This window comes from Streptomyces sp. NPDC059092, assembly GCF_042756365.1.
Taxonomy (GTDB): domain Bacteria; phylum Actinomycetota; class Actinomycetes; order Streptomycetales; family Streptomycetaceae; genus Streptomyces.
Genome location: NZ_JBHZEJ010000066.1, coordinates 1 through 22,961, shown reverse-complemented (window position 1 = coordinate 22,961; position 22,961 = coordinate 1). Strand labels below are relative to the sequence as shown.

17 protein-coding genes are annotated in these 22,961 nt (G+C 68.6%); 9 read left to right on the top strand and 8 right to left on the bottom strand.

The annotated features are described in order from the left end of the window. Positions 1–16: 16 nt before the first annotated feature. From rplW to rpsJ, 4 genes are read right to left on the bottom strand one after another with little or no spacing between them, the layout of a single operon-like run. Positions 17–334 (bottom strand): 50S ribosomal protein L23, encoded by a 318-nt coding sequence (gene rplW, locus ACFXPL_RS29360; RefSeq protein ID WP_384925245.1) that lies wholly within the window; start codon positions 332–334, stop codon positions 17–19. Continuing rightward, positions 334–987, bottom strand: a complete 654-nt coding sequence (rplD, locus tag ACFXPL_RS29355) for a 50S ribosomal protein L4 (RefSeq protein WP_384925243.1) — start codon at positions 985–987, stop codon at positions 334–336. The genes rplW and rplD overlap by 1 nt, the downstream gene beginning before the upstream one ends. A gap of 8 nt (positions 988–995) precedes the next feature. Continuing rightward, positions 996–1,640 carry a 50S ribosomal protein L3 gene (gene rplC, locus ACFXPL_RS29350; protein WP_384925241.1) on the bottom strand — a complete coding sequence of 215 codons (645 nt, stop codon included), beginning with the start codon at positions 1,638–1,640 and terminating at the stop codon, positions 996–998. A gap of 14 nt (positions 1,641–1,654) precedes the next feature. After that, a complete protein-coding gene (gene rpsJ, locus ACFXPL_RS29345) occupies positions 1,655–1,963 on the bottom strand; it encodes a 30S ribosomal protein S10 (protein WP_003948644.1) in 309 nt (102 codons plus the stop codon). A 572-nt stretch (positions 1,964–2,535) separates the two neighbouring features. Here rpsJ and ACFXPL_RS29340 point away from each other — a divergent pair. Then, positions 2,536–4,536 (top strand): ATP-binding protein, encoded by a 2,001-nt coding sequence (locus tag ACFXPL_RS29340; protein WP_384925239.1) that lies wholly within the window; start codon positions 2,536–2,538, stop codon positions 4,534–4,536. A gap of 18 nt (positions 4,537–4,554) precedes the next feature. Here ACFXPL_RS29340 and ACFXPL_RS29335 read toward each other — a convergent pair whose 3' ends face one another. Next, on the bottom strand, positions 4,555–4,776 hold the full coding sequence (locus ACFXPL_RS29335; protein ID WP_384925237.1) for a DUF397 domain-containing protein: 222 nt from the start codon (positions 4,774–4,776) through the stop codon (positions 4,555–4,557). After that, positions 4,773–5,621, bottom strand: coding sequence for a helix-turn-helix domain-containing protein (locus ACFXPL_RS29330; protein WP_384925293.1), 849 nt, complete (start codon positions 5,619–5,621; stop codon positions 4,773–4,775). Before ACFXPL_RS29330 ends, ACFXPL_RS29335 begins: the two co-directional genes overlap by 4 nt. Positions 5,622–5,871: 250 nt before the next feature. Here ACFXPL_RS29330 and ACFXPL_RS29325 point away from each other — a divergent pair, with 250 nt between their 5' ends. After that, complete coding sequence (locus ACFXPL_RS29325) at positions 5,872–6,048, top strand: helix-turn-helix domain-containing protein (protein WP_384925291.1); 177 nt, start codon at positions 5,872–5,874, stop codon at positions 6,046–6,048. Next, on the top strand, positions 6,048–7,355 hold the full coding sequence (locus tag ACFXPL_RS29320) for a tyrosine-type recombinase/integrase (RefSeq protein WP_384925235.1): 1,308 nt from the start codon (positions 6,048–6,050) through the stop codon (positions 7,353–7,355). The genes ACFXPL_RS29325 and ACFXPL_RS29320 overlap by 1 nt, the downstream gene beginning before the upstream one ends. A gap of 136 nt (positions 7,356–7,491) precedes the next feature. Here ACFXPL_RS29320 and ACFXPL_RS29315 read toward each other — a convergent pair whose 3' ends face one another. Together ACFXPL_RS29315 and ACFXPL_RS29310 are read right to left on the bottom strand one after the other, a co-directional pair. Continuing rightward, entirely contained in the window at positions 7,492–8,211 is a 720-nt protein-coding gene (locus ACFXPL_RS29315; protein WP_384925233.1) for a hypothetical protein, read from the bottom strand. 25 nt (positions 8,212–8,236) lie between these two features. After that, the gene (locus tag ACFXPL_RS29310) at positions 8,237–13,519 is read right to left on the bottom strand and encodes a polymorphic toxin-type HINT domain-containing protein (protein WP_384925231.1); all 5,283 of its coding nucleotides are present in this window, start codon (positions 13,517–13,519) and stop codon (positions 8,237–8,239) included. A 1,310-nt stretch (positions 13,520–14,829) separates the two neighbouring features. On the opposite strand from ACFXPL_RS29310, the gene ACFXPL_RS29305 reads away from it, so the two are divergent. The 6 genes from ACFXPL_RS29305 (at position 14,830) to ACFXPL_RS29280 (ending at position 22,790) form a co-directional block, all read left to right on the top strand. After that, positions 14,830–15,075 carry a hypothetical protein gene (locus ACFXPL_RS29305; protein ID WP_384925229.1) on the top strand — a complete coding sequence of 82 codons (246 nt, stop codon included), beginning with the start codon at positions 14,830–14,832 and terminating at the stop codon, positions 15,073–15,075. Positions 15,076–15,941: 866 nt separating this feature from the next. Beyond that, a complete protein-coding gene (locus ACFXPL_RS29300) occupies positions 15,942–19,466 on the top strand; it encodes a DNRLRE domain-containing protein (protein WP_384925227.1) in 3,525 nt (1,174 codons plus the stop codon). Between the two features lie 143 nt (positions 19,467–19,609). Next, entirely contained in the window at positions 19,610–20,065 is a 456-nt protein-coding gene (locus ACFXPL_RS29295; protein WP_384925225.1) for an RlpA-like double-psi beta-barrel domain-containing protein, read from the top strand. Positions 20,066–20,177: 112 nt separating this feature from the next. After that, the gene (locus ACFXPL_RS29290) at positions 20,178–20,918 is read left to right on the top strand and encodes a class I SAM-dependent methyltransferase (RefSeq protein ID WP_384925223.1); all 741 of its coding nucleotides are present in this window, start codon (positions 20,178–20,180) and stop codon (positions 20,916–20,918) included. A 3-nt stretch (positions 20,919–20,921) separates the two neighbouring features. Beyond that, positions 20,922–21,407: a GNAT family N-acetyltransferase gene (locus tag ACFXPL_RS29285; RefSeq protein ID WP_384925221.1), complete on the top strand. Its 486-nt coding sequence runs from the start codon at positions 20,922–20,924 to the stop codon at positions 21,405–21,407. A gap of 225 nt (positions 21,408–21,632) precedes the next feature. Next, positions 21,633–22,790 carry a DegT/DnrJ/EryC1/StrS family aminotransferase gene (locus ACFXPL_RS29280; protein ID WP_384925289.1) on the top strand — a complete coding sequence of 386 codons (1,158 nt, stop codon included), beginning with the start codon at positions 21,633–21,635 and terminating at the stop codon, positions 22,788–22,790. The last annotated feature ends 171 nt before the right edge of the window (positions 22,791–22,961 follow it).

The following is a 22,961-nucleotide window of genomic DNA, read 5'->3' as shown; positions in this document are numbered from 1 at the left end:
GACGTCTCGACCTCCGTCAGGAGGTCGGGCCGCCGAAGATGTCGATACGGTCGCCCTCTGCGAGGGTCACGATGGCGCGCTTGGTGTCCGCGCGCTTCCCGAAACCGGTGCGGGTGCGCTTGCGCTTGCCCTGGCGGTTGATCGTGTTGACCCCGGCGACCTTGACCGAGAAGACCGCTTCCACGGCCTGCTTGATCTGGGTCTTGTTGGCCGTGGGCGCCACGATGAACGTGTACTTGTTCTCGTCGAGCAGCGCGTAGCTCTTCTCGGACACAACCGGCTTGACAAGAATGTCGCGGTGGTCGTGGAAGGTCTTGCTGGTGATCTCAGCCATCAGGCTTCGCTCCCCTCGTTGTCATCGGCCTTCTGGGGGCCAGACACGAAGGACTCGAAAGCGGCCTGGGTGAAGACCACGTCGTCGGAGACGATCACGTCGTACGTGTTGAGCTGGCCCGGCGCCAGGATGTGCACCTGGGGCAGGTTGCGGGCGGAGAGCCACGCGGCCTCGTCGGCCCGCTCGACGACCAGGAGCACGTTCTTGCGCTCGCTGATCTTGCCAAGCAGGGTCTTCGCGGCCTTGGTGGACACCGCGTCCTCGACCAGGCCGGAGACGACGTGGATACGAGAGTGACGGGCCCGGTCGGTGAGGGCACCGCGCAGGGCGGCGGCCTTCATCTTCTTCGGGGTCCGCTGCGAGTAGTCACGCGGCACGGGGCCGTGGACGACGCCACCGCCGGCGAACTGCGGAGCGCGGGTCGAACCCTGACGGGCGCGGCCGGTGCCCTTCTGGCGGTACGGCTTCTTGCCACCGCCGCGGACTTCACCGCGGGTCTTGGTCTTGTGCGTGCCCTGTCGGGCCGCGGCCAGCTGGGCGACGACGACCTGGTGGATCAGCGGAATGCTGACCTTGGCGTCGAAGATCTCCGTGGGGAGTTCGACGGTCCCGGCCTTGTCGCCTGCCGGCGAAATGATGTCGATGGTGCTCATCAGTTACCTCAGACCCCCTTGGCCGCGGTACGGACCAGGACGAGGCCGCCGTTCGGACCAGGAACCGCACCCTTGATCAGGATGAGGCCCTTCTCCGCGTCAACGGCGTGAACGGTCAGGTTCTGGGTGGTGACCCGCTCGTTGCCCATACGGCCGGCCATCCGCATGCCCTTGAACACGCGGCCCGGGGTGGCGCAGCCACCGATGGAACCAGGAGAGCGGTGCTTGCGCTGGGTGCCGTGTCCGGCGCCCAGGCCCTTGAAGTTGTGACGCTTCATGACACCGGCGAAGCCCTTGCCCTTGCTCTTGCCCGTGACGTCAACCTTGACGCCGGACTCGAACGCGGCAGCGGTGATCTCCTGGCCGAGCGTGTAATCGCTGGCGTCGGAGGTGCGGAGCTCCACCAGGTGGCGGCGGGGGGTCACATCGGCCTTGGCGAAGTGGCCCTTGAGGGGCTTGTTCACCTTGCGAGGGTCGATCTCGCCGAAGGCGATCTGGACCGACTCGTAGCCATCGGAGTCATTCGTACGGACCTGGGTAACGACGCAGGGTCCGGCCTTCACCACGGTGACCGGGACGACACGGTTGTTCTCGTCCCAGACCTGGGTCATGCCGAGCTTCTCGCCCAGGACACCCTTGATCGGCTTAGTCATCTCTTCCGCGCCTCTCAGAGCTTGATCTCGATGTCGACGCCGGCCGGAAGGTCCAGGCGCATCAACGAGTCAACGGTCTTGGGCGTCGGGTCGAGAATGTCGATCAGGCGCTTGTGTGTGCGCATCTCGAAGTGCTCGCGCGAGTCCTTGTACTTGTGCGGCGACTTGATGACGCAGTACACGTTCTTCTCAGTGGGCAGCGGCACCGGGCCCGCGACCGACGCACCAGTACGCGTCACCGTCTCGACGATCTTCTTCGCCGAGGAATCGATGACCTCGTGGTCGTAGGCCTTGAGCCGGATGCGGATCTTCTGTCCCGCCATGGCTGCTTCGTAGTCCTGTCTCTCGTAACGCTCTGGGACCCGGTGATTCCGGGCTCTTCTCCGACCCACGCGGTCGGGCGTGTCGCGTCCCCGTCCATGAAAATCTCCCGAAGGATTTTCCCTGCCAGGGGTGCGGGCCCAACGTCCGCGAGCCGGGGAGAACCGCGGGTATATCGCGTTCCACCACCGGGAGCCTGGCCGGTACCCCGCTGACACTTCCCGGAAGATTCCCGTACGTCCGGCCCCAGCGCTGCCCATAAGGCAGTTGGGGACGACGAGTACTGTGGGACTCGCTTCCGGTCCTCCCGACGGGAGGCGCGCAGCATTGGCACTCAACCGAGCAACCTGAACAGTGTGCCATAGGGGCCTTGACCCTGGCCAATCGGGCCGGAAAGCGTACCCCAGGCCACGATTGCCGAATCGCCGACACCCACATACCCGGACATGCACCACCCCTGCGCTTCACTCACAGTATTAATTGAGTCACGAACAGTGAAGTCGCGAGTTATCCTCACCCTCACGTGATCGCTCGGGAACGGCGCGGTCGGAAGCGGTGAAAGGTACCGGGAGTCATGGCAAAGTTACGGCTGATGATCGGCAGGGAGCACGTCGCGGAACTGGCCCGGCTGAGCAATCCCGTGGGCGCGGTCGAGGAGCTGATCTGGAACGCGCTGGACGCGGACGCCGGGCGGGTGAGCGTCGTACTGGAGCGCGGCGACCTCGGAGCCGTCGACCGGGTGGTCGTCACCGACGACGGCACGGGAATCGCCGCGGACCGCTGTGACGAGTACTTCCGGCACATCGGCGTCTCCTGGAAGAAGAGCGCGGGCACCAGCCCGGTGAGGAAGCGGACCCTGCACGGCAAGAGCGGCCGGGGCCGGGTGCGTGCCTTCGCGCTCGGTACGGAGGTCCGCTGGACCAGCGTGAGCGACGGCCCGCACGGGCTCCACCGCGTGGTCATCGAGTCGGACCGCGGCTCCATGGACGAGTTCGACGTCAGCGACCCCGAACCGGCGACCGGGCCGACCGGCACGGTCTTCGAGGCGCTCGGTGGCGAGGAGGCGCAGCGGCTGACCGAGGACACCGCCCGCTCGGCGCTGACCGCCGCCTTCGCCCTCTATCTCGCCGCGTACCCGGACATCGACATCGAGTACGACGGCCGGCGGCTGGACCCGTCGTCGGAACAGCTGCACGTCACCGGCCCGTACGAGATCCCGACGGGATCCGGCTGCCCGGGCGCCCCGGCGCAGCTCCGCCTCATCGAATGGAAGCGGCCCGTCGCCCGGGCCCTCATCCTCTGCGACGGCCGCGGCATGTCGCTGGCCCAGCTCAGGCCCGAGATCCAGGCCCCAGGCTTCCACTTCACCGCGTACCTCTCCTGGCCCGGCTTCGAGGACGCCGAGGCGGGGGACCTCACCTTCGCCGACTGGACGCCGGACGGAACCACGGCGGAAGTGGTGGCGAGGGCCCGCGAGCGTATGAGGACGCACTTCCGCTCCCGCGCCGACGAGCGGCGCGGAGAGCTTGTACGGTCCTGGCGTTCGGACGGCATCTACCCGTACGAGGGCGAGCCCGGCAGCGACCAGGAGCGCGCGGAACGGGAGACGTTCGACGCGGTGGCGACGACGGTGATCCGGCATCTGCCACAGGTGAAGAAGACGCAGCGGACGACCTTCGCACTGATGCGATCGGTACTGGCGCACGAGCCCAACGACGTGCTGCGGATCGTGGAGGAGCTTTTCACCCTCTCCAAGCAGGAGCGTGAGGAACTGGCCCGGCTCCTCGACCGGACCCCGCTGTCGGCCCTGATCAAGGCGTCGACGGTGGCGACGAGCCGGCTGGACTTCCTGGCCGCCCTCGAACACCTGGTCTTCGACCCCGAGACCAGGGGCCGGGTTAAGGAGCGCTCGGAACTCCACCGCATCCTGGAGAACGAATGCTGGGTGTTCGGCGAGGAGTACGGCCTGCACGCGAGCGACCGGAGCCTGAACGAGGTGCTGAACCAGCACTGCCACCTGCTCGGGCGCCCGGTCCCGGATCCGGGACCGGTACTGCGGCCGGACGGCCGGACGGGCATCGTCGACCTCATGCTGTCGAAAGCCGCACGGCACCGGCACGACGAGCGACACCATCTGGTGATCGAGCTCAAGCGCCCCGACGTCACCCTGGGCATGGCCGAGTTCGCGCAGATCAGCAGCTACGCACAGGCCGTGCGGCGGGACCCGAGGTTCCGGGACACCCGGGTGACCTGGGACTTCTGGCTGGTGGGCAACACCATGGACGAGACTCTCCGCGAACAGGCCCACCAGCGCGACCGCGAACCGGGCTGCGCGGCCGACCACCCGACGTACCGCATCTGGGTCCGGACATGGGGCGAGATCATCGAGGGCTGCCAGACGCGCCTGCGCTTCTACGGCGAGCACCTGGAGTACCAGTCCACGACCGAGCACGCCACGGACTACCTGATCCGCGCACACACGGCCGCCGTGACGGACCTGGTCGCCGACGGCACCCTCCCGACCGTCCCCGCGCCGCGCTCCGGCACGGGGGCGAAAGACTCCGTGACTCCCTGACCGCTCAGCCGCGCACGGTCAGCGCTTCTTCTCCGGGACGTCCACGGCGTACGGAACGAAATCGGCCCACGCGGCGGCGGCGAAGCCGAGCGAGGGCAGCCGTACATCCTTGGAGTCGCGGACATGGACCGTCCGCGGGGTGGCGGCGACCTCGACGCACGAAGGGCCGTCAGCCGTGCTGTAGCTGCTCTTGAACCACGCCAGGCCGGAGGCGTCTCCGGCGGACGGCTTGAAGGTCATGTCTCTCCCAGCAGTTTCTCGATGAAGGCCAGCGACTCCCGAGGCGGGAGGGCCTGCGCCCGGATCGTCCCGTAGCGGATGTCCAGGAGCTGGACCTCCCTGGGGTTGGAGATCACGCGGCTGAGGAGCTGGATCTCGTTCAGCGCGATCGTCGTCCCGTCCTTCAGCCTGAGCAGCCGGAACGCTCCGTCGAGACCGGCGTTCTCCGCACACCCCAGGGGGAGCACCTGAAAGTCAACATTACGCAACTGCCCCACCTCCAGAAGGTGTTCGAGCTGGCGTCGCATCACCATTGTGCCCCCGACATTGCGGCGGAGCGTGGCCTCGCACTGAACAAAGCTGAAGAGGGGCTGCGCGGTCGGGGACCGCAGGATCTGCTTCCGCGCCGTACGCCCGGCCATCCTCCGCTCCACCTCCTCCTCGGAGAAGGGCGGCCGCCGGTTGCCGAACACGGCCTCCGCGTACTCCTCGGTCTGGAGCAGCCCTTCGACGACGGAGTTGTTGTAGGCCAGCAGCTCGACGGCCTCGTCCTCCAGCTTCTTCACGCCCCGGACCTTCTTCGGGTAGCGCGCCTCCGCCATGTCCTCCTTCATCGCGGCGATCCTGCCGCCCGCGCCCAGCACCTCGTCCGCCCGGTCCAGGAACTCGGGCCGGGGGATACGGCTGCCGGCCTCGACCTTGTAGACCTGGTTCTCGCCGTAGCCGATCGCCGTACCGAACTCGGCCTGACTCAGCCCGGCCGCCGTCCGCCAGAGCTTGATCTGCCGCCCCAGCGCCGCGACGACGGCCCCCGAGTCGTCATCCTCGAAATCCGGCCCCCAGCCGGATCCGTCGAGACCGTCCATTCCGTCCGCACCGCCCCTGCCCGCACCCACCGCGCGCACCTCCGAGATCGACGTCAGTCACCACACGAACTCGGCGCGCGGCAGCCTCCGAGGCCGGTGACTACCTGTAAGCGCGCCATCACAGATGACCCTACGCACATCCGGCCACGCAGCGTGACGCAAGCAGCGAACCACCACTCGCGCGAGCGCCCCTCCACTCTGCGCCCCATGAACTCCGCACACCGTCCTCCACCCGGAGACAGAGCCAGCGCTGGACCTGCTGACAGTGCCCCAAGTCATGGCCCGCCTCCGACTCGGCCGCTCCGCCGCCTACGACCTGCTCCGCACCCGCCAGCTCGCATCGATCACCCTCGGCCGCGCCCGCCGCATCCCCGCCCACGCCCTCACCGAGTTCGTCCACGCCCGACTCGACCAGGAAGCCGCCTGATGACCACGCCCCGCGACCCCACTCCCTCCCGCCGCGTCCGCGCCAACGGCGACGGGACCGTCTACCAGCGGAAAGACGGACGCTGGGAAGCCGCCGGCTACGTCCTCGCCCCCGGCAACACCCGCAAGCGCATCCGCGTCTACGGCACCACCCGCAAGGAGGCCCTGGCCAAGCTCACCGAGAAGATCGCAGCCAGCAACCGCGGCGTCCCCGTGCCGTCCGCGCAGGGCAGCGTGGCTGCGTACCTGACGTACTGGCTGGAGGCCGTCGCCGTCCATCACCTCAGCGAGAACACCCACACCCGCTACACCGCCTGCGTCAACCAGCACCTCATCCCCGGCCTCGGCAAGAAAAGGCTCGCCAAACTCACCGCCAAGGACATCCGCACCTGGCTCAACCAGCTCCGCACCACCTGCCAGTGCTGCGCACGCGGCATCGACGCCAGCCGTACTCAGCCCCGTTGCTGCGCCGCCGGAGCGTGCTGCTCCAAGCGGCTCTCCCCGCTGACGCTGGCGTACATCCACTCCGTACTCAAGTCCGCCTTGGAGCACGCCGTCCGCGAGGAAGAGATCACGCGCAATGTCGCCCGCAACGTCCGTACGGGTACGCCCCGCCCCCGTCGGTTCGAACCACTCACGGCCGACGAAGCCCGCCAGTTCCTCGCTGCTGTCCGCACTCACCGCCTGTTCGCGCTGTACGAACTCGCCCTCCACACCGGACTCCGCAAAGGAGAACTCCTCGGCCTCCAGCGGGAAGAGCTCGGCCTCCACAACGGCACCGCCAGCATCCGCCGCACCCTCCAGCGCACCCAGACCGGCGGGCTTACCACCCTGCCCACCAAGACGCACGCATCCGAACGACGCATTGCCCTCCCGAGCGAGTGCATCCCCTCGCTGAAGGAACACCTTGAAGGTCAGGAACGGGAACGCGAAGCGGCAGAGGGGCGCTGGAAGGACAACGGCCTCGTCTTCACCACACCAGCAGGAGGGCCGATCGATCCCGCGAACCTCAATCGCAGCTTCCGCGCCCTCCTCGATCGGGCCGGCCTTCGCCGCATCCGCTTCCACGACCTACGGCACTCCACCGCCACCCTGCTCCTGGAGCAAGGCGTCGAACTCGTCGTGATCAAAGAACTCCTCGGCCACGCCCACATCGGCGTCACCGCCACCGTCTACGCCCACGTCAGACTCCGCCTCCAGCGCAACGCCATCAACCTCCTCGGCCGTACGCTCCACACCCCTTCCGAGACCGCCAACCAGCCTGACGCCGACGACACCCCAGCTCTCCTGCGCGCCCCCGTCCGCTGACGTTGCCGTCAACTACTGCCGTCAAACCGCCAGAAGCCCCACCGGACGAAAATCCGGTGGGGCCTCTAACGGCTTTATGGGGTGGGTGGGTCCTGAGCCATCCACCCCAAGTAGCGAGGTGTCCCTCACTACATCATTAACAACCCATGGAGGTCATCACCCAATCTTCAGAAATGACAATCTCCTGCCGCTCCCCATTTATCACCCATACTCCATCCCATTCGATTTTGCGAACCTCGCCACGGAAGTTCTCAAATTCTACGAAACTCCCAAGAGCGCCTTCGAGGTAGCCGAGCTCTCTGAGCAAGACATCTGGAGTTGCGAATCCGCGGGTAGGACCCACGCTTCCCCCTCCGGTCTTTCTGTTCTCGTAGCGCATCCGAAGATAGGGACTAGGCGCTCGAGACGTGAGAGTCGGTCGCAGCATTCGCTTGAACCGATAGGCTGCTTCCTCGACGGTCTCATTGCCGGAAAATTCGCAACGATAGGACGGAAATACCGCGATAACCGAGTCGTTCAGGGACTCGTCCCTCCCTGCGTGATATCCATGAACAGAAGGAGAGACTGCCGCCACCGAATCGAACCTGTAGCCTGCATGGGCGAAACCGGTCGCCACGGAGAATGGTCGCACTTCCGGCTCAACACGGAGCCGCCGGTGACGGGAAAACTCGAGGACAGCCTTGACCAGCCCCTCATCGAATGAATCGAGCGTGTTCATTTGGTACGCTCGATCCCCTTCAGGGCTCAATGCCAACGAGAAGACAAACCTGGGATTTGGCGACCATTGCCACGCATCAGAAAGGCCGGGGAACTCTCTGGCGTTCCCAATTCCAGTCACGGCCTGCCTGATATTCACGGTTCCACTCACTTCGCTCTCGCGCCTATCTTGAGTAGTTCGGCCCTGTGATTTGCCTGTACCGCTGCGTCATACTGCCACCCAAACTAGAGTTCAATGATCCCGACATCGGACGAAGATTACTTACGTCGTTGTAGTAGTCATTTCGAACTGCTCGACTACTGTTGTAGCCAATCGAATTCCAGTGATCAACCACAGGTGAGATGTGATCGTAGGTGACATTACCCTGAATGATACTACCCGTCTCATCGAGCCAGTTGCCCTGTGCGTCCGTCCATTGATTGCGCATGGCGTCATGAGTCGTAGCTCGGTACCCGCTCGGGTATTGCTCGCGACCGAGCCTGGTAGCCAGAGGATTGGGGTTGCTCCCCATAGTTCCATTGGCGAGCCTGGGCTGGCCTCCGCTTGCACAGGTACACGTTGATGAGTGCGCCGGGTTACTGCCGCCGCAATTGTGAACCAGGACCGGCGTAGCCCCCGCCAGCACATAGTACGTGTGGATGTCGGCGACGGTGAGGTTGTGAACCGTGGCCGGCTGGGTCCAGGTTTTGATGGCAGTGATCTGGATGTGGGTGCCGCTGCTGGTGCGGAGCCACTGGCCCGAATAGAGGTCCCTGGCGTTGATCCACTCGTCCAGTTCCGGGACCCAGAAGGGGTGTTTGTCCGTCGCTGTGAGCGACGCGGTCCTGCCGCCCTTCTTTCCGTCCAGGTCGATGGTGACCCTGACCAGGTTCTTGGCGCCCTTGCCGATGATTTCTGCCGTCACCGGCTTTGCGACTGTCTCGCCGGTTTTCGGGTCCGTCGCGAGAACCCGGTCCCCGACCTTTACATCGGCGATCTTCTTGCGGGTGCCGTCCGCCAGCAGGACCTCCGTCTTCGGGAGGAAGCTGTTCGGCGTCTTGCAACTACCACCGCCACCTCCACCGCCTCTGGCTCCGCCGCCGCTGCCCTTCGGGCTGCCGACTCCGCTTCCCCGTTTGATGACCTTGGAGGCAACCGCTTTGACGCCCTTGGCAATGGCCTTGCCTATCACTGCGCCTGCGGCTCCGGTGACGCCTCCGACCACGGCTCCCTTGCCCGCCGCTGCCGCGAAGCCGCCCAGGCTCTTGTCCGCCTTGGGGTCCAACGCGTTGCCGACCGCTCCCGCCGCCGCTCCCGCGATGGCGCCGCACGACGCTCCGACCGCCACGGCGCCGACGCCGCCCGTCACCACGCCCGCGCCGACCGCTACCGAGCCGCAGGCAACTCCCACCACCACTTCAGTGGTGATGGTGATGATCTCGGTCTTGTACTTCTTCCAGAATCCCTTGGCCTTGCAGATGAAGTCGCAGGGGGCGGGCTTGGTCACCGTGACCGTTTTGGTGATCGTGTACGTGACCGTCGTCGTCGTACCCGAACTGACGCTCCCGGAACCGGCGTTGCCACCGCCACCGCCACCGCTGCCACCACCCTTCTTCGGGCCGCCGCCGTAGTGCGGGGACGGATTCTGCTTCCCGTGGCCGCAGACGTCCGCCGGGCACAGCCCCGTAGGGTCGCTGGAGCTGACCGGGCTGTTGCCCGCGTACGCGTAGCCGTTCATCTGGAGCGGTTCGGTGACGTCGATGACCGGGTCCGCCGAGAGGAAGCGGCCCGCCGCCTGGTCGTACTCGCGGGCGCCGAGGTGGGTCAGGCCCGTGGCCGCGTCGTCGATGCCGGTGCCCAGGTAGCTGCGTTTGTTCGGCCAGAGGGCCGGCTTGGGGCCGCGGGCCTCTCCGTACGGTTTGAACGCCCGGCGCGTGACCGTCTGGGACCCGCCCAGTTCCACCGTGGTGTTGGCCGTGCCGAGGTGATCGCTGATCAGGGCGTTGACGGTGTGGCCCGTGCTCGAACCGTTGGTCGCGGTGCGGACGACCGTCGGCGCGCCCGGGTGGGAGTAGGAGCGGGAGGCGCGGGTGATCTTGCCGGTGGCGTCCGTGGTCAGCTCGGTCTCGCCGAGGTAGAGCGTGGAGCCCGTGGGCGAGTTCTCCAGGATGCGGTTGCCCGCCGCGTCGTACACGTACCGCGTCTTGACACCGTCGTCCGTGATCGTGTCGAGCCTGTTCTCCGGCGTCCAGGTGAGGTTCTGGGTGGTCGCGGGGAGGTCACGGACCGTCGTGTTGCCGACGTCGTCGTAGGTGTACGCGCTGCTCTTGCCTCCCGCCGTGGCGGACACCGAGGTGAGGGTGTGCGGCTGGACCAGGCCCTTGCCCGTGACCTGGCGGCCGTACCGGGAGGTGTACGTGACGCTCGATGCCGCGTCGGCCGGGTCGTGGTCCGTCAGCGTGGCCCGGTTGCCGAGCCAGTCGTAGGTGAAGGACTGGCGGTAGGCCGTGGTACCCGTCGAGACCGTTGTCGCCGCGGGCGCCGCCGCGGCCAGTGAGGTGGTCAGGCCCGCGCTCGGGGTCGTGGTGTCGGTCGCCACGGTCGGGGCGTCGGCGACCGGGCCGCCGGAGGGCTCGCCGTCCGCGCGGTAGCCCCAGTTGGTGCCGCCGGACGAACGGCAGCCGGTGCCCGAGGTGCCGGGGGTGATGTCCGACGTCCAGGCGTGGACCAGTTCACCCAGCGCGTCGTACGTGTAGCACTGGTTGTCCCAGGTGGAGCCGGACGCGTCGGTGAGCTTGCGGGCGTTCGAGGTGATCGTGCCCGAGGCGTCGTACGCGTAGTAGCTGTCCGCGACCCGGTGGGTGCCCGCCGTCTCGCGGTCGGTGACCGTGCGCTGGAGGCCCCCGGTGTGCTGGTCCACGAAGTTGGTGGTCCAGACCCGCGACGGCTGCGACCCGCTGACCGAGCGCAGCGGCTCACCGTACGGGGAGTAGGTGATGTCGGAGGTGTACCACGAGATGCCCGAGGTGGATTCCGGCAGACCATCGTCGTCGTACCGCGTGACGACCTTCTCGGCTGCCAGGCCGCCCTTCGCCGGGAGCGTGACCGACAGCGGCTTTCCGGTGGGGGTGTAGGCGTAGGAGTACGCGTACGTCCCGGAGAGCCCGGCCGTCGTCGCGTGCGACGGGATGACCGTCTCACGCCCGGTGACCTGGTAGTCCGTGTCGTACCCGGTGACCCGGTCGATGTAGTCGCCGGTGGCGTCGTGCCGGATCGAGGCGACGGGCAGGCCGGTCGCGCCGGGCAGGGTGTCGTACGTGAACTCCTTGACCGGCGCCGAGGTCGCCGAGCCCTCGCGGACGGCCACCACGCGGTCCAGTTCGTCGTACTGGGTGTGGACGCTCTTGCCGAGCACGTCGGTGGCCCGCGTCCGGCGGTCGGCGTCGTCGTACGCGAAGGTGGAGGTACCGGTGTCGGGGTCCGTGGAGCTGGTCAGGCGCCCGCGGACGTCGTACGTGTACTCCCAGGCGTTGCCGGCCGGGTCGGTGACCTTGGTGTGGTTGCCCCGCGCGTCGTACGTGTAATTCGTCGTCCGCCTGGTGCTCGTGGAGCCGGCCTTGGTGTAGTGCTGGACCGAGGTGACCCGGCCCTGCGCGTCGGTGAAACTCTGGGTGGACGGGGCGGTCTGGCCCGGCGGGTCGACGTAGACGTAGTCGTCGCCATAGGTGGTGTACGTCGCGTACTTGAAGTCGGCGCCGTGGTAGACGGAGGAGCGCACCGCGCGTTCGAGACCGTCGTACCGCGTCTTGGTCTTGTTCGGTACGAGGGATTCCGAGACGCGCGCGAAGAGCTTGGTCTCGGGCTCGCCCTGGGCAAGGTAGCCGCCGGTCTGCTCCCAGACCAGGCCGTGGTCGTTGTACTTGGTGTCGGTAATGATCCGGCCGGCGCCGTGGGCCTCGCTCTGCGTCTGGACCGTACGCCCCAGACCGTCGTAGAGCGTGACCTCGCTGGCATAACGCCCGTCGTCCTTGAGGGACTTGACGGTGACAGCGGCTGGCCGGGTCTCGCTGGAGGTCGCGACGGCGCCGCGGTACGAGATCTCCGTGTCCGGGGACTTGCCGCCCGAGGAGCGCCCCGGGGACCAGCCCTTGACCAGGCGGCCGAGGGCGTCGTACTCGGTTCTGGTGACCCGCCCGTTCGGATCGGTGGCCGTCAGGGCCTGGGCGCGCCCGGGGTCGTAGACCGTCGTGGAGGCGTGGCCCTTGGAGTTGATGAGCTTGACGGCGGTGACGGGGCCGCCGCTGTCGCCCGGGGTGTAGACCGTCTCCGAGGTGCCGGTCAGCGGCGTGCTGGATTTCCTGACGCGGCCGAGCGGATCGTACGAGGTGGTGGAGGTCACGGAGTGGGCTGAGCCGGAGCCGTTGATCTCCGAGACTGATGTCTCCAGCCCCTTGGTCGGGGCGGCTCCCCACGCCTGGCCGTCGAAGGAGGTACGGACCGATCCCAGCAGCTGTGTCGCGGTGTCGGCGGTGTCGAAGCCGGCGCAGGGCGTGGCGGTGGAGCGGGTCTCCTTGGCCTTGCCGATGATCCAGTCGGTGCGGTTGTGGACGTACGACGTCCGCATGCAGACCTGGTCGCTGACCGTCTCGCCGGTGCCGTTCGGCTTGACGACCGACATCTCCAGTTGGGTGGGCAGACCGTACGTGTCGTCGACGGTGGTCTCGGTTCGCACCGCGCGCCAGCTCGTGCCGACCTTCTGGACGGTGTCGGTGCGCGCGATCCAGGTGCGGTGGGCGAGCAGAGGATCGAGATCCGTCCCGTCCTCGGCCTGGCGGGGCCGGGAGCCGGTCTGCTCGGATCTGGGGAAGGCCAGGGCGCGGGCGAGGGCCTCGCGGTCCTCGGAGTGCTTGTACGTCAAGGTCTCGGCGGTCATCCCCGCGAACTGCGGTGCGTCGTCGGCCAGCAGGACGACGGCGTCCTTGGAGTCCTTCACCTGGCCGCCCGTGCCCTGGAAGAAGCGCGTGACGGTGTACGACTGCGACTGCGGATCGCCCTGCTGGGAGGTGGACTTGCTGCCCTTGGTGACGGCGACCTGCCGGTAGCCCCGCCACACGCTGTACGTGCGCAGCGCCGGGCGGAGGAACTCGTTGTCGGTCTTCTGCCAGGCGGGGGACGTGTACTTGTAGGCGGTCACGACGGGCTTGCCGTGGGTGGTGACCCGGTCGGTCTCGGTGACGGAGGCGACGACGTACTTGTTGAACCACGCCTTGGCCGGGGTCTTCTCCTCTCCGTCCGGGGACCAGCGCACGGGATAGCAGGTGGTGTTGGCCTTGCCCTTGTCGGTGGCGGGTTCCGCGGCGCAGCCGCCGGTGTACTCGACCTGGATGTCGCCGCCGTTCTCGGTCGCGACCGTGCCGATGCGCGGGCGGGTGAAGGCGGGCCGCTGGTCCCCGGGGCCCGACGGCACGAGATTGGGAAGCTGCCGGTCCCGCAGGCGCGCGCAGCGGGGAGGAGGAGCCCACGCGGTACTCGCCGAAGCTGACGCCGTCCTTGGACTGAAGGGTCCCTGTGGTGTCCCCGGGCGCGAAGCCTCTGCGGGTGATCGAGTTGAGCCACAGGCTGGGGGACGTGTCGTACCAGTCCTCGGGGAAGGACTGGTGGAGGGTGTACGTGTCGACCTTGCCCAGTCCGCTCTGGCCGGCACGGGCCGCCTTCGTCGTCACCGTGTCCAGGCGGAGCTGGGTCCAGAAGGACGGGAAGGCCGGGCAGAGTTTGGACGTGGACTTGCAGTTGAGGTTGCCGGGTGTGTCCCACCAGGGCCGGTAGGCGCCGGGGTCGTCAGTCTTGGCGAAGTTCGCCGGGTCGCACGCGGCGGCCGACTTGAGGCAGCGCTGCCGGACGCCGAACTCGACGGTGGCCGACGGCTTGGTCAGGTCGGCGGTGCGCATCCCGTACTCGATGGAGACGGGATAGGCGGCCCGGTCGTACTTCTCCGGGGACTTGAACTTCTTGTTGGCCGAGTAGTGGTTGGTCTCCTGCTTCCAGTTGACGACCATCGCGTTGCCGTGGACGTCGACGACCTTGTCCATGCCCCACTGCCAGGCTTGCTGTACGCCCGCACCGCAGCGGGAGTTCGCGAAGGTGGCGGCGTAGCAGGGCTCGTCGGGATGGTTGCCGTACACGGGCACGGTGGAGACGGAGCTGGTGACGGCGTGGCCGCCGCCGACGGCGTTCAGCCCGTAGTGGTACGTCGTGCCGTCCGGGGTGGTGACCACCCAGTACTCGCCTTTGTAAGCGCCGTTGGCGGCGCCGGTCTTCAGTTCGACACGTGTGCCGTCGTCGTTCTGCGGACGGTACGTGTTGGTGTCGCCCTCCCTGACCAGCTCGGTGGTACGGCCGTTCAGCGACATCACCGCGTTGTGCGACACCCAGCACAGGTCCGAGGTCTGGTCCTTCTTGGCCGTGTTGTTGGGCGTGCCGGCCTTGAGCTTCTTGGTGTCGTCCTTGCAGGAGCGGTAGCGCCGCTCGATGTGGCCGGGCTCGTAGTTCCAGCCCTCGCCGATCCACGAGGTCTGCGGTGAGGAGACGGCCGTCTTGCCGTCCACCTCCTGCGAGTCGTAGGCGAAGGAGACGTTCGGGGACGGACCGGCCGGGGTCGGTGGCACGGTCAGCGGGTACGACCAGGAGAAGGAGCCGGAGGAGCCTCCGGCCGCCCACGTTCCGCTGGAGGCGAGCGGGGTCGCCTTGAAGGAACCGCCCGCGCCCGCACCGGAGTCGGTGACGCCAAGCACGGCCGCACCGGCCGCCGCGGCCCGCGTCGCGGACGGCTGGGCGGGGTATCCGGCGCGGGTGACGGAGGGAGCGGAAGAGGCGGGGGCGGACGTGCCGTCGTCGGAGACCGTTCCCGTCCCCGCCCCGCCCGTCGTGTCGACCGTCGCGGTGACCGTTCCGTCAGCGGTGTCGTTGACCGTCTCCAGTTCCTCGTACGCCTGGCACTCCTCCGACTCGGGGGTGTCCAGGTAGCACGCGGGGAACTGGACGAAGCGCAGCCGCGAGGCCCAGTCGGCGCCGTAGAGGTTCTTGAACTTCTCGTAGTCGAACCGCACGGCGACCGGCACAGCTCCTGTGGCCGGCGGGCGTACGGTGACCACCGCGCCGTCCACGCCCTGCGCGGCCGTCTCCGTCCGTCCGGCGACCGTGACCTGCCAGGTCCCCGTCGGGGCGGTCTCCCCCGGTGCCTGCCCCAGGCTGACCGGCAGCTCCGCCACGGGAGTCAGGTCCGCCACGGAGGTCGTCCGCGTGGACGCCGTCCTGGCGTCGGATCCGAAGGTGACCGATCTGGTCTCGGCGGTCGGCACGGTGGTCGTCCCCGAAGGCGCCTGTTGCAGGTCCGCAGGAGTCTCCGTCTTCAGGCTGTCGAGGTTCCTGTTGGCGGTCCTGCCCGACACCACCTGGTCCTGGTCGAGCTTCTCCAGGACCAGTTCCTCACGCCCGCTCTTCGTCGGATCGGGCGGGATCGCCAGCGCCGCCTGTGCGGGGAGCAGCGCCACGAGCAGGGCGAGGCCGAGCCCCGGCACGACAGAGCGATGGACACGACGTCGCCGACGGCGAGTTTCAGACAGACGAGACACGCCAGATCCCCCAGGGACGCCACATGGAATGCAGGTCGGATGCAGAACGGGCCGATTCTGTGGGGGAGTTGCAAAGAATGACCAGAGGAAACGTGAATAAAGTGATCATCATCACGTTGGGGTGACGATTGCTCAGCAATGCGTCATGATCTGCTCGCTCGCTCACTCCGTGTGTTCGGACGACTGGATCCGTGTGAGGGGCTCCGTATCCCCGGTCGGCGACCCGCCGTACGCCGGGACCGAGGGGGGATCTCGCTCATGTCGCAACGCCGGTACCACCTGCCAGGACAGCGCGCCGTCGCCATGCTGTGCGCGGCCGGCATCGCCGTGAGCGGACTGACCTACGCCGGGCTGCGGTTGGCGGACACGGACTCCGGCGCCCCTGCCGAGTCACCGGCACGGTCCACCTCATCGGCGGTGAGCGAGAGCGAGGCCATCACCAGGGCCGCAAGGACCGGCAAGCCGGTGGAGGTCACCTCGCTGCGGACGTCCGACTCCACCACCTGGGCACGCGGCGACGGCCTGATGTCCCGTGAGATCCACGTGTCCCCGATCCGCGCCAAGGTCGGCGGCGAGTGGAAGCCGATCGACCTGTCGCTGCGCAGGACAGGACGAGGCTGGGAGCCGAGGGCCAGCAACAGCGCCGTCGTCTTCTCCGCCGGGGCCAAGGGCGACGGGAGTCGTGCGGAGCGTGCCTCACGGACGGACCGGTCGGACCGTGCGTCCGCCACGCGCCGCGTCTCGTTCCTCCAAGGTCCGGCCGCCGTGAACGCCGCCGAGGCGGACGAGACCGCAAGCCCTCTGGTCACCCTCCACTCCCAGGGGCACGACATCCAGCTCACCTGGCGGGGGCCCATCCCCGAACCGGTCATCGACACCAACCGGGCCCTCTACCCCGAGATCCTCCCCGGCGCGGACCTGGTGCTCACGGCGGACGACAACGGATTCGCCCAGCTTCTCGTCGTGAAGACCCGCGCCGCGGCCACCGACCCCCGCGTCGCCCAGATCGTCTACGGGCTGACCTCCCCCACCCTCACCTTCCGTCTCGACCCGCTCTCCGGCATCGTCATCGCCGAGAACTCCTACGGGGACGAGGTAGCCATGTCGCCCACCCCCATGATGTGGGACTCCGCGGGCGCCCCGGCCGTCACCGACGGCGGAGTCGGCGCCTCCGCGCAGCCCACCGCCCCCGAGGAACTGCCCGCCGACCCCACACCGGAGCCGGAGGAATCACCTTCGGACGAGGAGAGCGCGCCCGGCGACCCCAGCGGTGAACCGGACAGCGAGACCGACGAGCAGTCCGACCCGTACGAGGAAGCACTGCCCTCGGCGAGCGACGAACCCGTACCGGACGCCCCGGAACCGCCGCTCCCGTCCGCCCCGGCGGAGCCCACGGCCGAACCTTCCCACTCCGGGCCCGACGCCACGCTTTCCCTGCCCGGGCTCGACGGCCCGTCCCCCGACTCCCACGGCGCCCTGGTGGACACCGATCTCTCCGGTGCCAACTGGCACATCACCCCGGATGCCGAGCTGCTGTCCGACCCGTCCACGGTCTTCCCGGTCTTCATCGACCCCTCGGTCACCAAGCACACCCAGAACTGGACAACCGTCTACAACCGCTACCCGAACGCCACCTTCTACAACGGCAAGGGCTTCAACAAGGGCGGCACGCACGAGGCCCGTGTCGGCTTCGAGTCCGACACCTGGGGCACCTCGCGCTCCTTCTTCAACATCGGCTTCGACAAGTCCTTGAAGGGAGCGGTCATCACCAAGGCCAGGCTGCGGGTCCTGGAGACGTACGCCTGGTCGTGCAGCGAACGTGCCGTGAGCGTCCACCTCACCGGCGAGATCGACTCCAAGACCAACTGGAAGAACGCCCCCAAGCTCCACAACGGCAACAAGGTCAGCACCAAGAGCTTCGCGCACGGCTGGAAGTCCCACTGCCGCGACGCCTACGAGACCTTCGACGTCAGGAAGTCCGCGCAGAGCGCGGCGGACAAGGGCTGGGACTCCATCACCTTCGGGATGCGCGCGGTGAGCGAGAAGTCCCAGTACGCGTGGAAGAAGTTCGCCGCCAACGGTGAGAACGGCCCCTCCCTCGTCCTCGATTACAACCGCAGGCCCGGCGCACCGGCCCTCCTCGACCTCAACCCCGAGTCCAAGTGCACCACCACGGAGCCGTACGCGCGGATGGGCGCGGGCGAGGTCTCGTTCGTCGCGTCGGCCACCGACAAGGACAAGAACCTCGCGTACCTGGACTTCGACCTCTGGCCGACGGGCAAGTGGGACACCACCGGCGACCTCCTCAAGTCGACCGGGAAGGTCTCGGTCGGCAAGGACACGGAGAGAGCCCGCGTGACGACGTCCGGCTTCGCCACCACCAAACTGACCAACAACACCCTGTACTCATGGCGGGTGAAGGCCTTCGACGCCGCGGGCTCTTCCTCCGACTACTCCCCGAAGAAGATTCCCTGCCGATTCATCCTGGACACCGCCGCGCCCAAGCCGCCCAAGGTCTCCTCCACCGACTTCCCCAACGCGGACGAGAACGAGAACGGGTTCGGCAACCAGCCGGAGGACTCGCTCTGGTCCTCGAAGAAGTTCGGCTCACCCGGCTCCTTCACGGTGCGCGCCCTCGACAAGGACGTCGTACGGTACGAGTACGGCTTCAACTCGGCGAGTTACCCGTTCAGCCTGGCCCGTACCGCCGGTACGGCGACCACCACCAGCGCGACGCTCGCGAACACCAGACCGCCGGCCGCCGGGCCGAATGTGCTGTACGTACGGACCGTCGACGGGGCGGGCAACGTCTCCACGCCGACCAAGTACTTCTTCTACGTCAGCCCTCGGGACAAGGCCGACGCGCCCGGCGACATGACCGGCGACGAGCTCCCCGACCTCCTGACCGTCACGGAGAAGGGCAACCTCAGCCTCTACATCTCCCAGACCAACACCGACCTCACCAAGGCCACGGGGAAGCTGGGCTACTCGATGCCCAGCGCGTACCGCGCCAACCCCGCCAAGGACCCCAACGGTGACGACCTGCCTTCCTTCGTCGCCGCGCCCACCGGGCACTTCGACAAGGCCCTCATCACCCACAACGGCGACATCTACGGTGGCGACGGCCTCCAGGACGTCGTCGCCCGGGTCGCCGGAAAGCTCTGGGTCTACCCCGGCGATGGATACGGCGCCGTGAACATCGACAAACGCCGCGAGATCCTGCTCCCGTCCGACGCCCCCGACCCGGCCACCTTCACCCAGATCGTCTCCGCGGGGGACGCGACAGGCGACGGCAAGGCCGACTTCTTCATCACGGTCGGCGACGCGCTGTGGGTCCTCACCGGTTACAACGGGGCGACCATCGAGAAGGCCACCCGCCTTTCCGGCTCCTCCTGGGCCGACCGGGACACCGTCATCGCCCTGGACGTCACCGGCGACGGCGTGACCGACCTGGTCTACCGTTCCGACGCGACAGGCCGGCTGCTGCTCCGTACGGGCGTCAAGGCGGCATCGGGCGGGGTGGACCTCGGCTCTCTCGCATCCGCGGCGAACTCGGGAGCGGGTACGGACACCCAGTACGCCGCGTCCGGCTGGTCGAGCTCCGCCGTTCCCCATCTCATGGGCACCGCGGACGTCACCGGAGACGGCATCCCCGACATCTGGGCCGTCCACTCCGACGGATCCGTACGCCTCCACACGGGCGGCAGAACGGCGCTGAGCGGCACGGGGACCAACGTCATCGCGCCCTCCACCTGGTGGAAGACCCGCCAGACGATCGGCTGAGCGGAAAGAGCGGCCGGGCGGGGCCGCCGGGGCGCGTTGGCCGGAAGGTGCAGCAGGTGAGCCGGAAAGGCTCTGGGAAAGCGGTGCCCTGCCGAGGAATCTTGGTCTAGACCAAGCTGCCTACCGTTCGAAGGGTTGATCGCATGTCCCCCACCACAGCCACGACCCGGAACAACGCCCCCGCCCGCCCCCGCACCGCCCGCACCGCGGCGGCGCTGACCGCGGCCTCGTCCCTGCTCGCGCTCGGCGCGGTCGGTGCCACCGCCGCCCCGGCCGCGGCAGCGCCCAGCGGCGCGCAGGCCACCGGCCAGGCCACCTGGTACAACACCGGCCTGGGCGCGTGTGGCTGGTCCAACAACGACAGTGAGCTGGTCGTGGCGATCTCGACCACGCTGTACGGCAACTACCCCAACCCCAACAACTCCCCCCAGTGCGGACGGCAGATCCGGGTCAACGGCCCGCTCGGCTCCGTCGTCGTGAGAGTCGTGGACAAGTGCATGGGCTGTGCCACCAACGACGTGGACCTGAGCCCCACCGCGTTCTCGCGGATCGGTGACCTCAACGCCGGACGGATCAACGTGAGCTGGGACTGGGTCTGACCGTAGGCGCGGTGTGCGCCGGGGCCGGGGTGTGCGCGCCCCCGGCCCCTCCGTCGGGCGGTGGAGGAAAAATCGGTGGACACCGTGCTTGGCGGCGGCGACCGTGGGCGGCATGGGTCAGAAGGAGATCTGGGACACGGAAACCGCGCAACGCTACGACACACCCGGAACGGGCATGTTCGCGCCCGAAGTCGTGACGCCCACCGTGGACCGCCTCGCCGCGCTCGCGGGTGACGGAGCGGCCCTTGAGTTCGCCGTCGGGACGGGCCGGGTGGCGGTTCCGCTGGCCGCGCGAGGGGTGCCCGTCACCGGCATCGAGTTGTCGCTCCCGATGGTCGAGCGGCTGCGCACCAAGGCCGACGAGGCGGCGATCCCCGTGGTCGTCGGTGACATGGCGACCGCCACGGCGCCCGGGGAGTACGCGCTCGTCTATCTCGTCTTCAACACCATCTCCAACCTGCTCACCCAGGCCGAGCAGGTCGCGTGCTTCCGTAACGCGGCCCGCCACCTCGCGCCCGGCGGCCGGTTCGTGGTCGAGCTGTGGGTCCCCGAGCTGCGCAAGCTCCCGCCGGGCCAGGCGGCCACGGTCTGGCATGCGGAGCCCGGCTACATCGGGCTGGACACGTACGACACCCTGCGCCAGCACGTCGTCTCGCACCACTTCCGCTTCGACGAGAGCAAGGAAGCCGAGCTGTTCCGCAGCCCGCACCGCTACATCTGGCCTGCCGAACTGGACCTGATGGCCCAACTGGCCGGGTTCGAGCTGGAGAGCAGGGACGCGGACTGGGCGGGTGCCGAATTCACCGCCGATACGCGTTCCCATGTGTCCGTCTACCGCCTCCCGCGTGCGTGATCCGTGCCTGAGGTTCAGCGTCTTCGTGCCGGTCATGCCACCGCCCTGCTCGCGTTCGAGCGGGAGAACCGGGCCTACTTCGCGGCGTCCGTCCCCGACCGGGGTGACGCCTACTTCGCCCGGTTCGAGGAGCGGCACCGCGTGCTGCTCGCAGAGCAGGAGGCCGGGGTGTGCCACTTCCATCTGCTCGTCGACGGGGGCGGGGTGGTGTGGGGGCGGGTCAATCTGGTGGACGTGGCCGACGGGGCCGCCGAGCTGGGGTTCCGGGTCGCCGAGCGGGCGGCCGGGCGTGGGGTGGCGAGCGCGGGGGTGCGGCGGGTGTGTGAGCTGGCCGGCTCGGAGTACGGGCTCTCCTCGCTGCGGGCCAGGGCGGCCGTGGACAACGCCGGTTCGCGTGCCGTGCTCACCCGGACCGGGTTCACGCAGGCCGGCGAGGTGGAGCTGAACGGACGGCCCGGGCTGCGGTTCGTGCGTGGACCGGTGGGGTGACGGGGCGGCCTCTCCAGGAGTCTCTGCCTTATTGACGGGGCGTCCGGTATGGGACACATTGAGCCGGGGCAGGGGGGGATACGCATGGCTCGTGGGGAGGGCCGCCCGGCGGAACGCTCGGTGCACTCGGCGGACCGGGCGGAGCGCTCGGTGCACGGGGCGGACCGTGCGGGTTCGGTGGACCCGGTGCGGCCGGCGGGTCCGTACGCCGTGCTGGAGTCGCTGATGGGCCGGCGTCTCGGCAGGGAGTGTCTGTACATGCCGTCGTGCCGGCTCGGGCTGTACGTGGCGCTGCGCCACTGGTGTCCGCCCGGTGGGCGGGTGCTGATGTCGCCGGTCAACGACGATGTGATCTTCTTCGTGGTGCTCGCCGCGGGACTGCGGCCCGTGCAGGCGCCGTTGAACCCGCGGGACGGGTCCATCGATGTCGCCGCCGTGCCGGAGTCCGTCTGGCGGGGGCTGTCCGCCGTGCTCACCACCAATCTGTACGGGAACCCCGATCCGGCGCCCGAACTGCGCTCCCGTTGCGACGCGTTGGGCATTCCGCTGATCGAGGACGCCGCGCACGCCATCGGCAGCGAGATCGGGGGACTGCCGGTCGGCGGGTTCGGGGACGCGGCCGTGTTCAGCCTCTCCAAGCACGTGGGGGCCAAGACCGGCGGCTTCCTCGCCGTCGCGGACCCGGGGCTGCGTACGGAACTGGCGCGGGCCCGCGACGCGTTGCTCCGGCCCACCCGGCTCACCGCCGAACTCGCCTACGCCGTACGCCCGTACGCCGAGGCCGGGGTACGCGGACTGCGGCTGGTGCGGGCCGCGCGGGCCGCGCTGCGGCTGCTCGGGCAGGAGGAGCGGGCGGATATCCGGATGCCCTTGCGGGGCGCGGAGTTGCGGAAGGCCCTCGGCACGGCGCCGGGGCTCGGAGGTTTTCACTCCTGGGTCCGGGTGGACATGCACGACTACCGGCTCAGCCCCGGCCGCCCGCGCCTCGGACGCACCGAACGACTGCTGCGCGGACTCGACGGGACCCTCGCCGCCCACCGCGACGGTACGCGGCGGCTGCTGGCGAGCCCGTGGGCCGCGCCGGGCACCGCCGAGGGGACCGTACAGCCGCTCTTCCGCGTGCCGCTGCTCGTCGAGGACCGGGACGCGGCCATCGCCGCCCTCGCCCGGCACCGGGTCACCACCGGCTACCTCTACGACCCGCCGCTCGACGCGTACGCGGGCGCGGACTTCACCGATCCGTCACCGGCGCCGGGCCCGGCGGCCTGGTTCGCCCGGCACGCCCTGCCCGTCGATCCGCGCCACGCGGACCGGGCGATCGCCGTCCTCACCGCACTGGGCTCCCGTCCGGTGGAGTGGGTGGAGACCGGCAGCGGTGGCTGACACCGCCCGGCTGCCGGGGCCGCACCTGGGGGACGAAAGCCTCGTGGACGGTGGCTCCGGGACCGGTGGCGTGCCCGCTGCGCCGCCGGGGTGCGGCGGCGCAGCGGGCGGGCGGGTGCGCGGCGCCCAGTTACGCAACGCCGACGCGCTCAAGCTCAACACCCGCGTCTA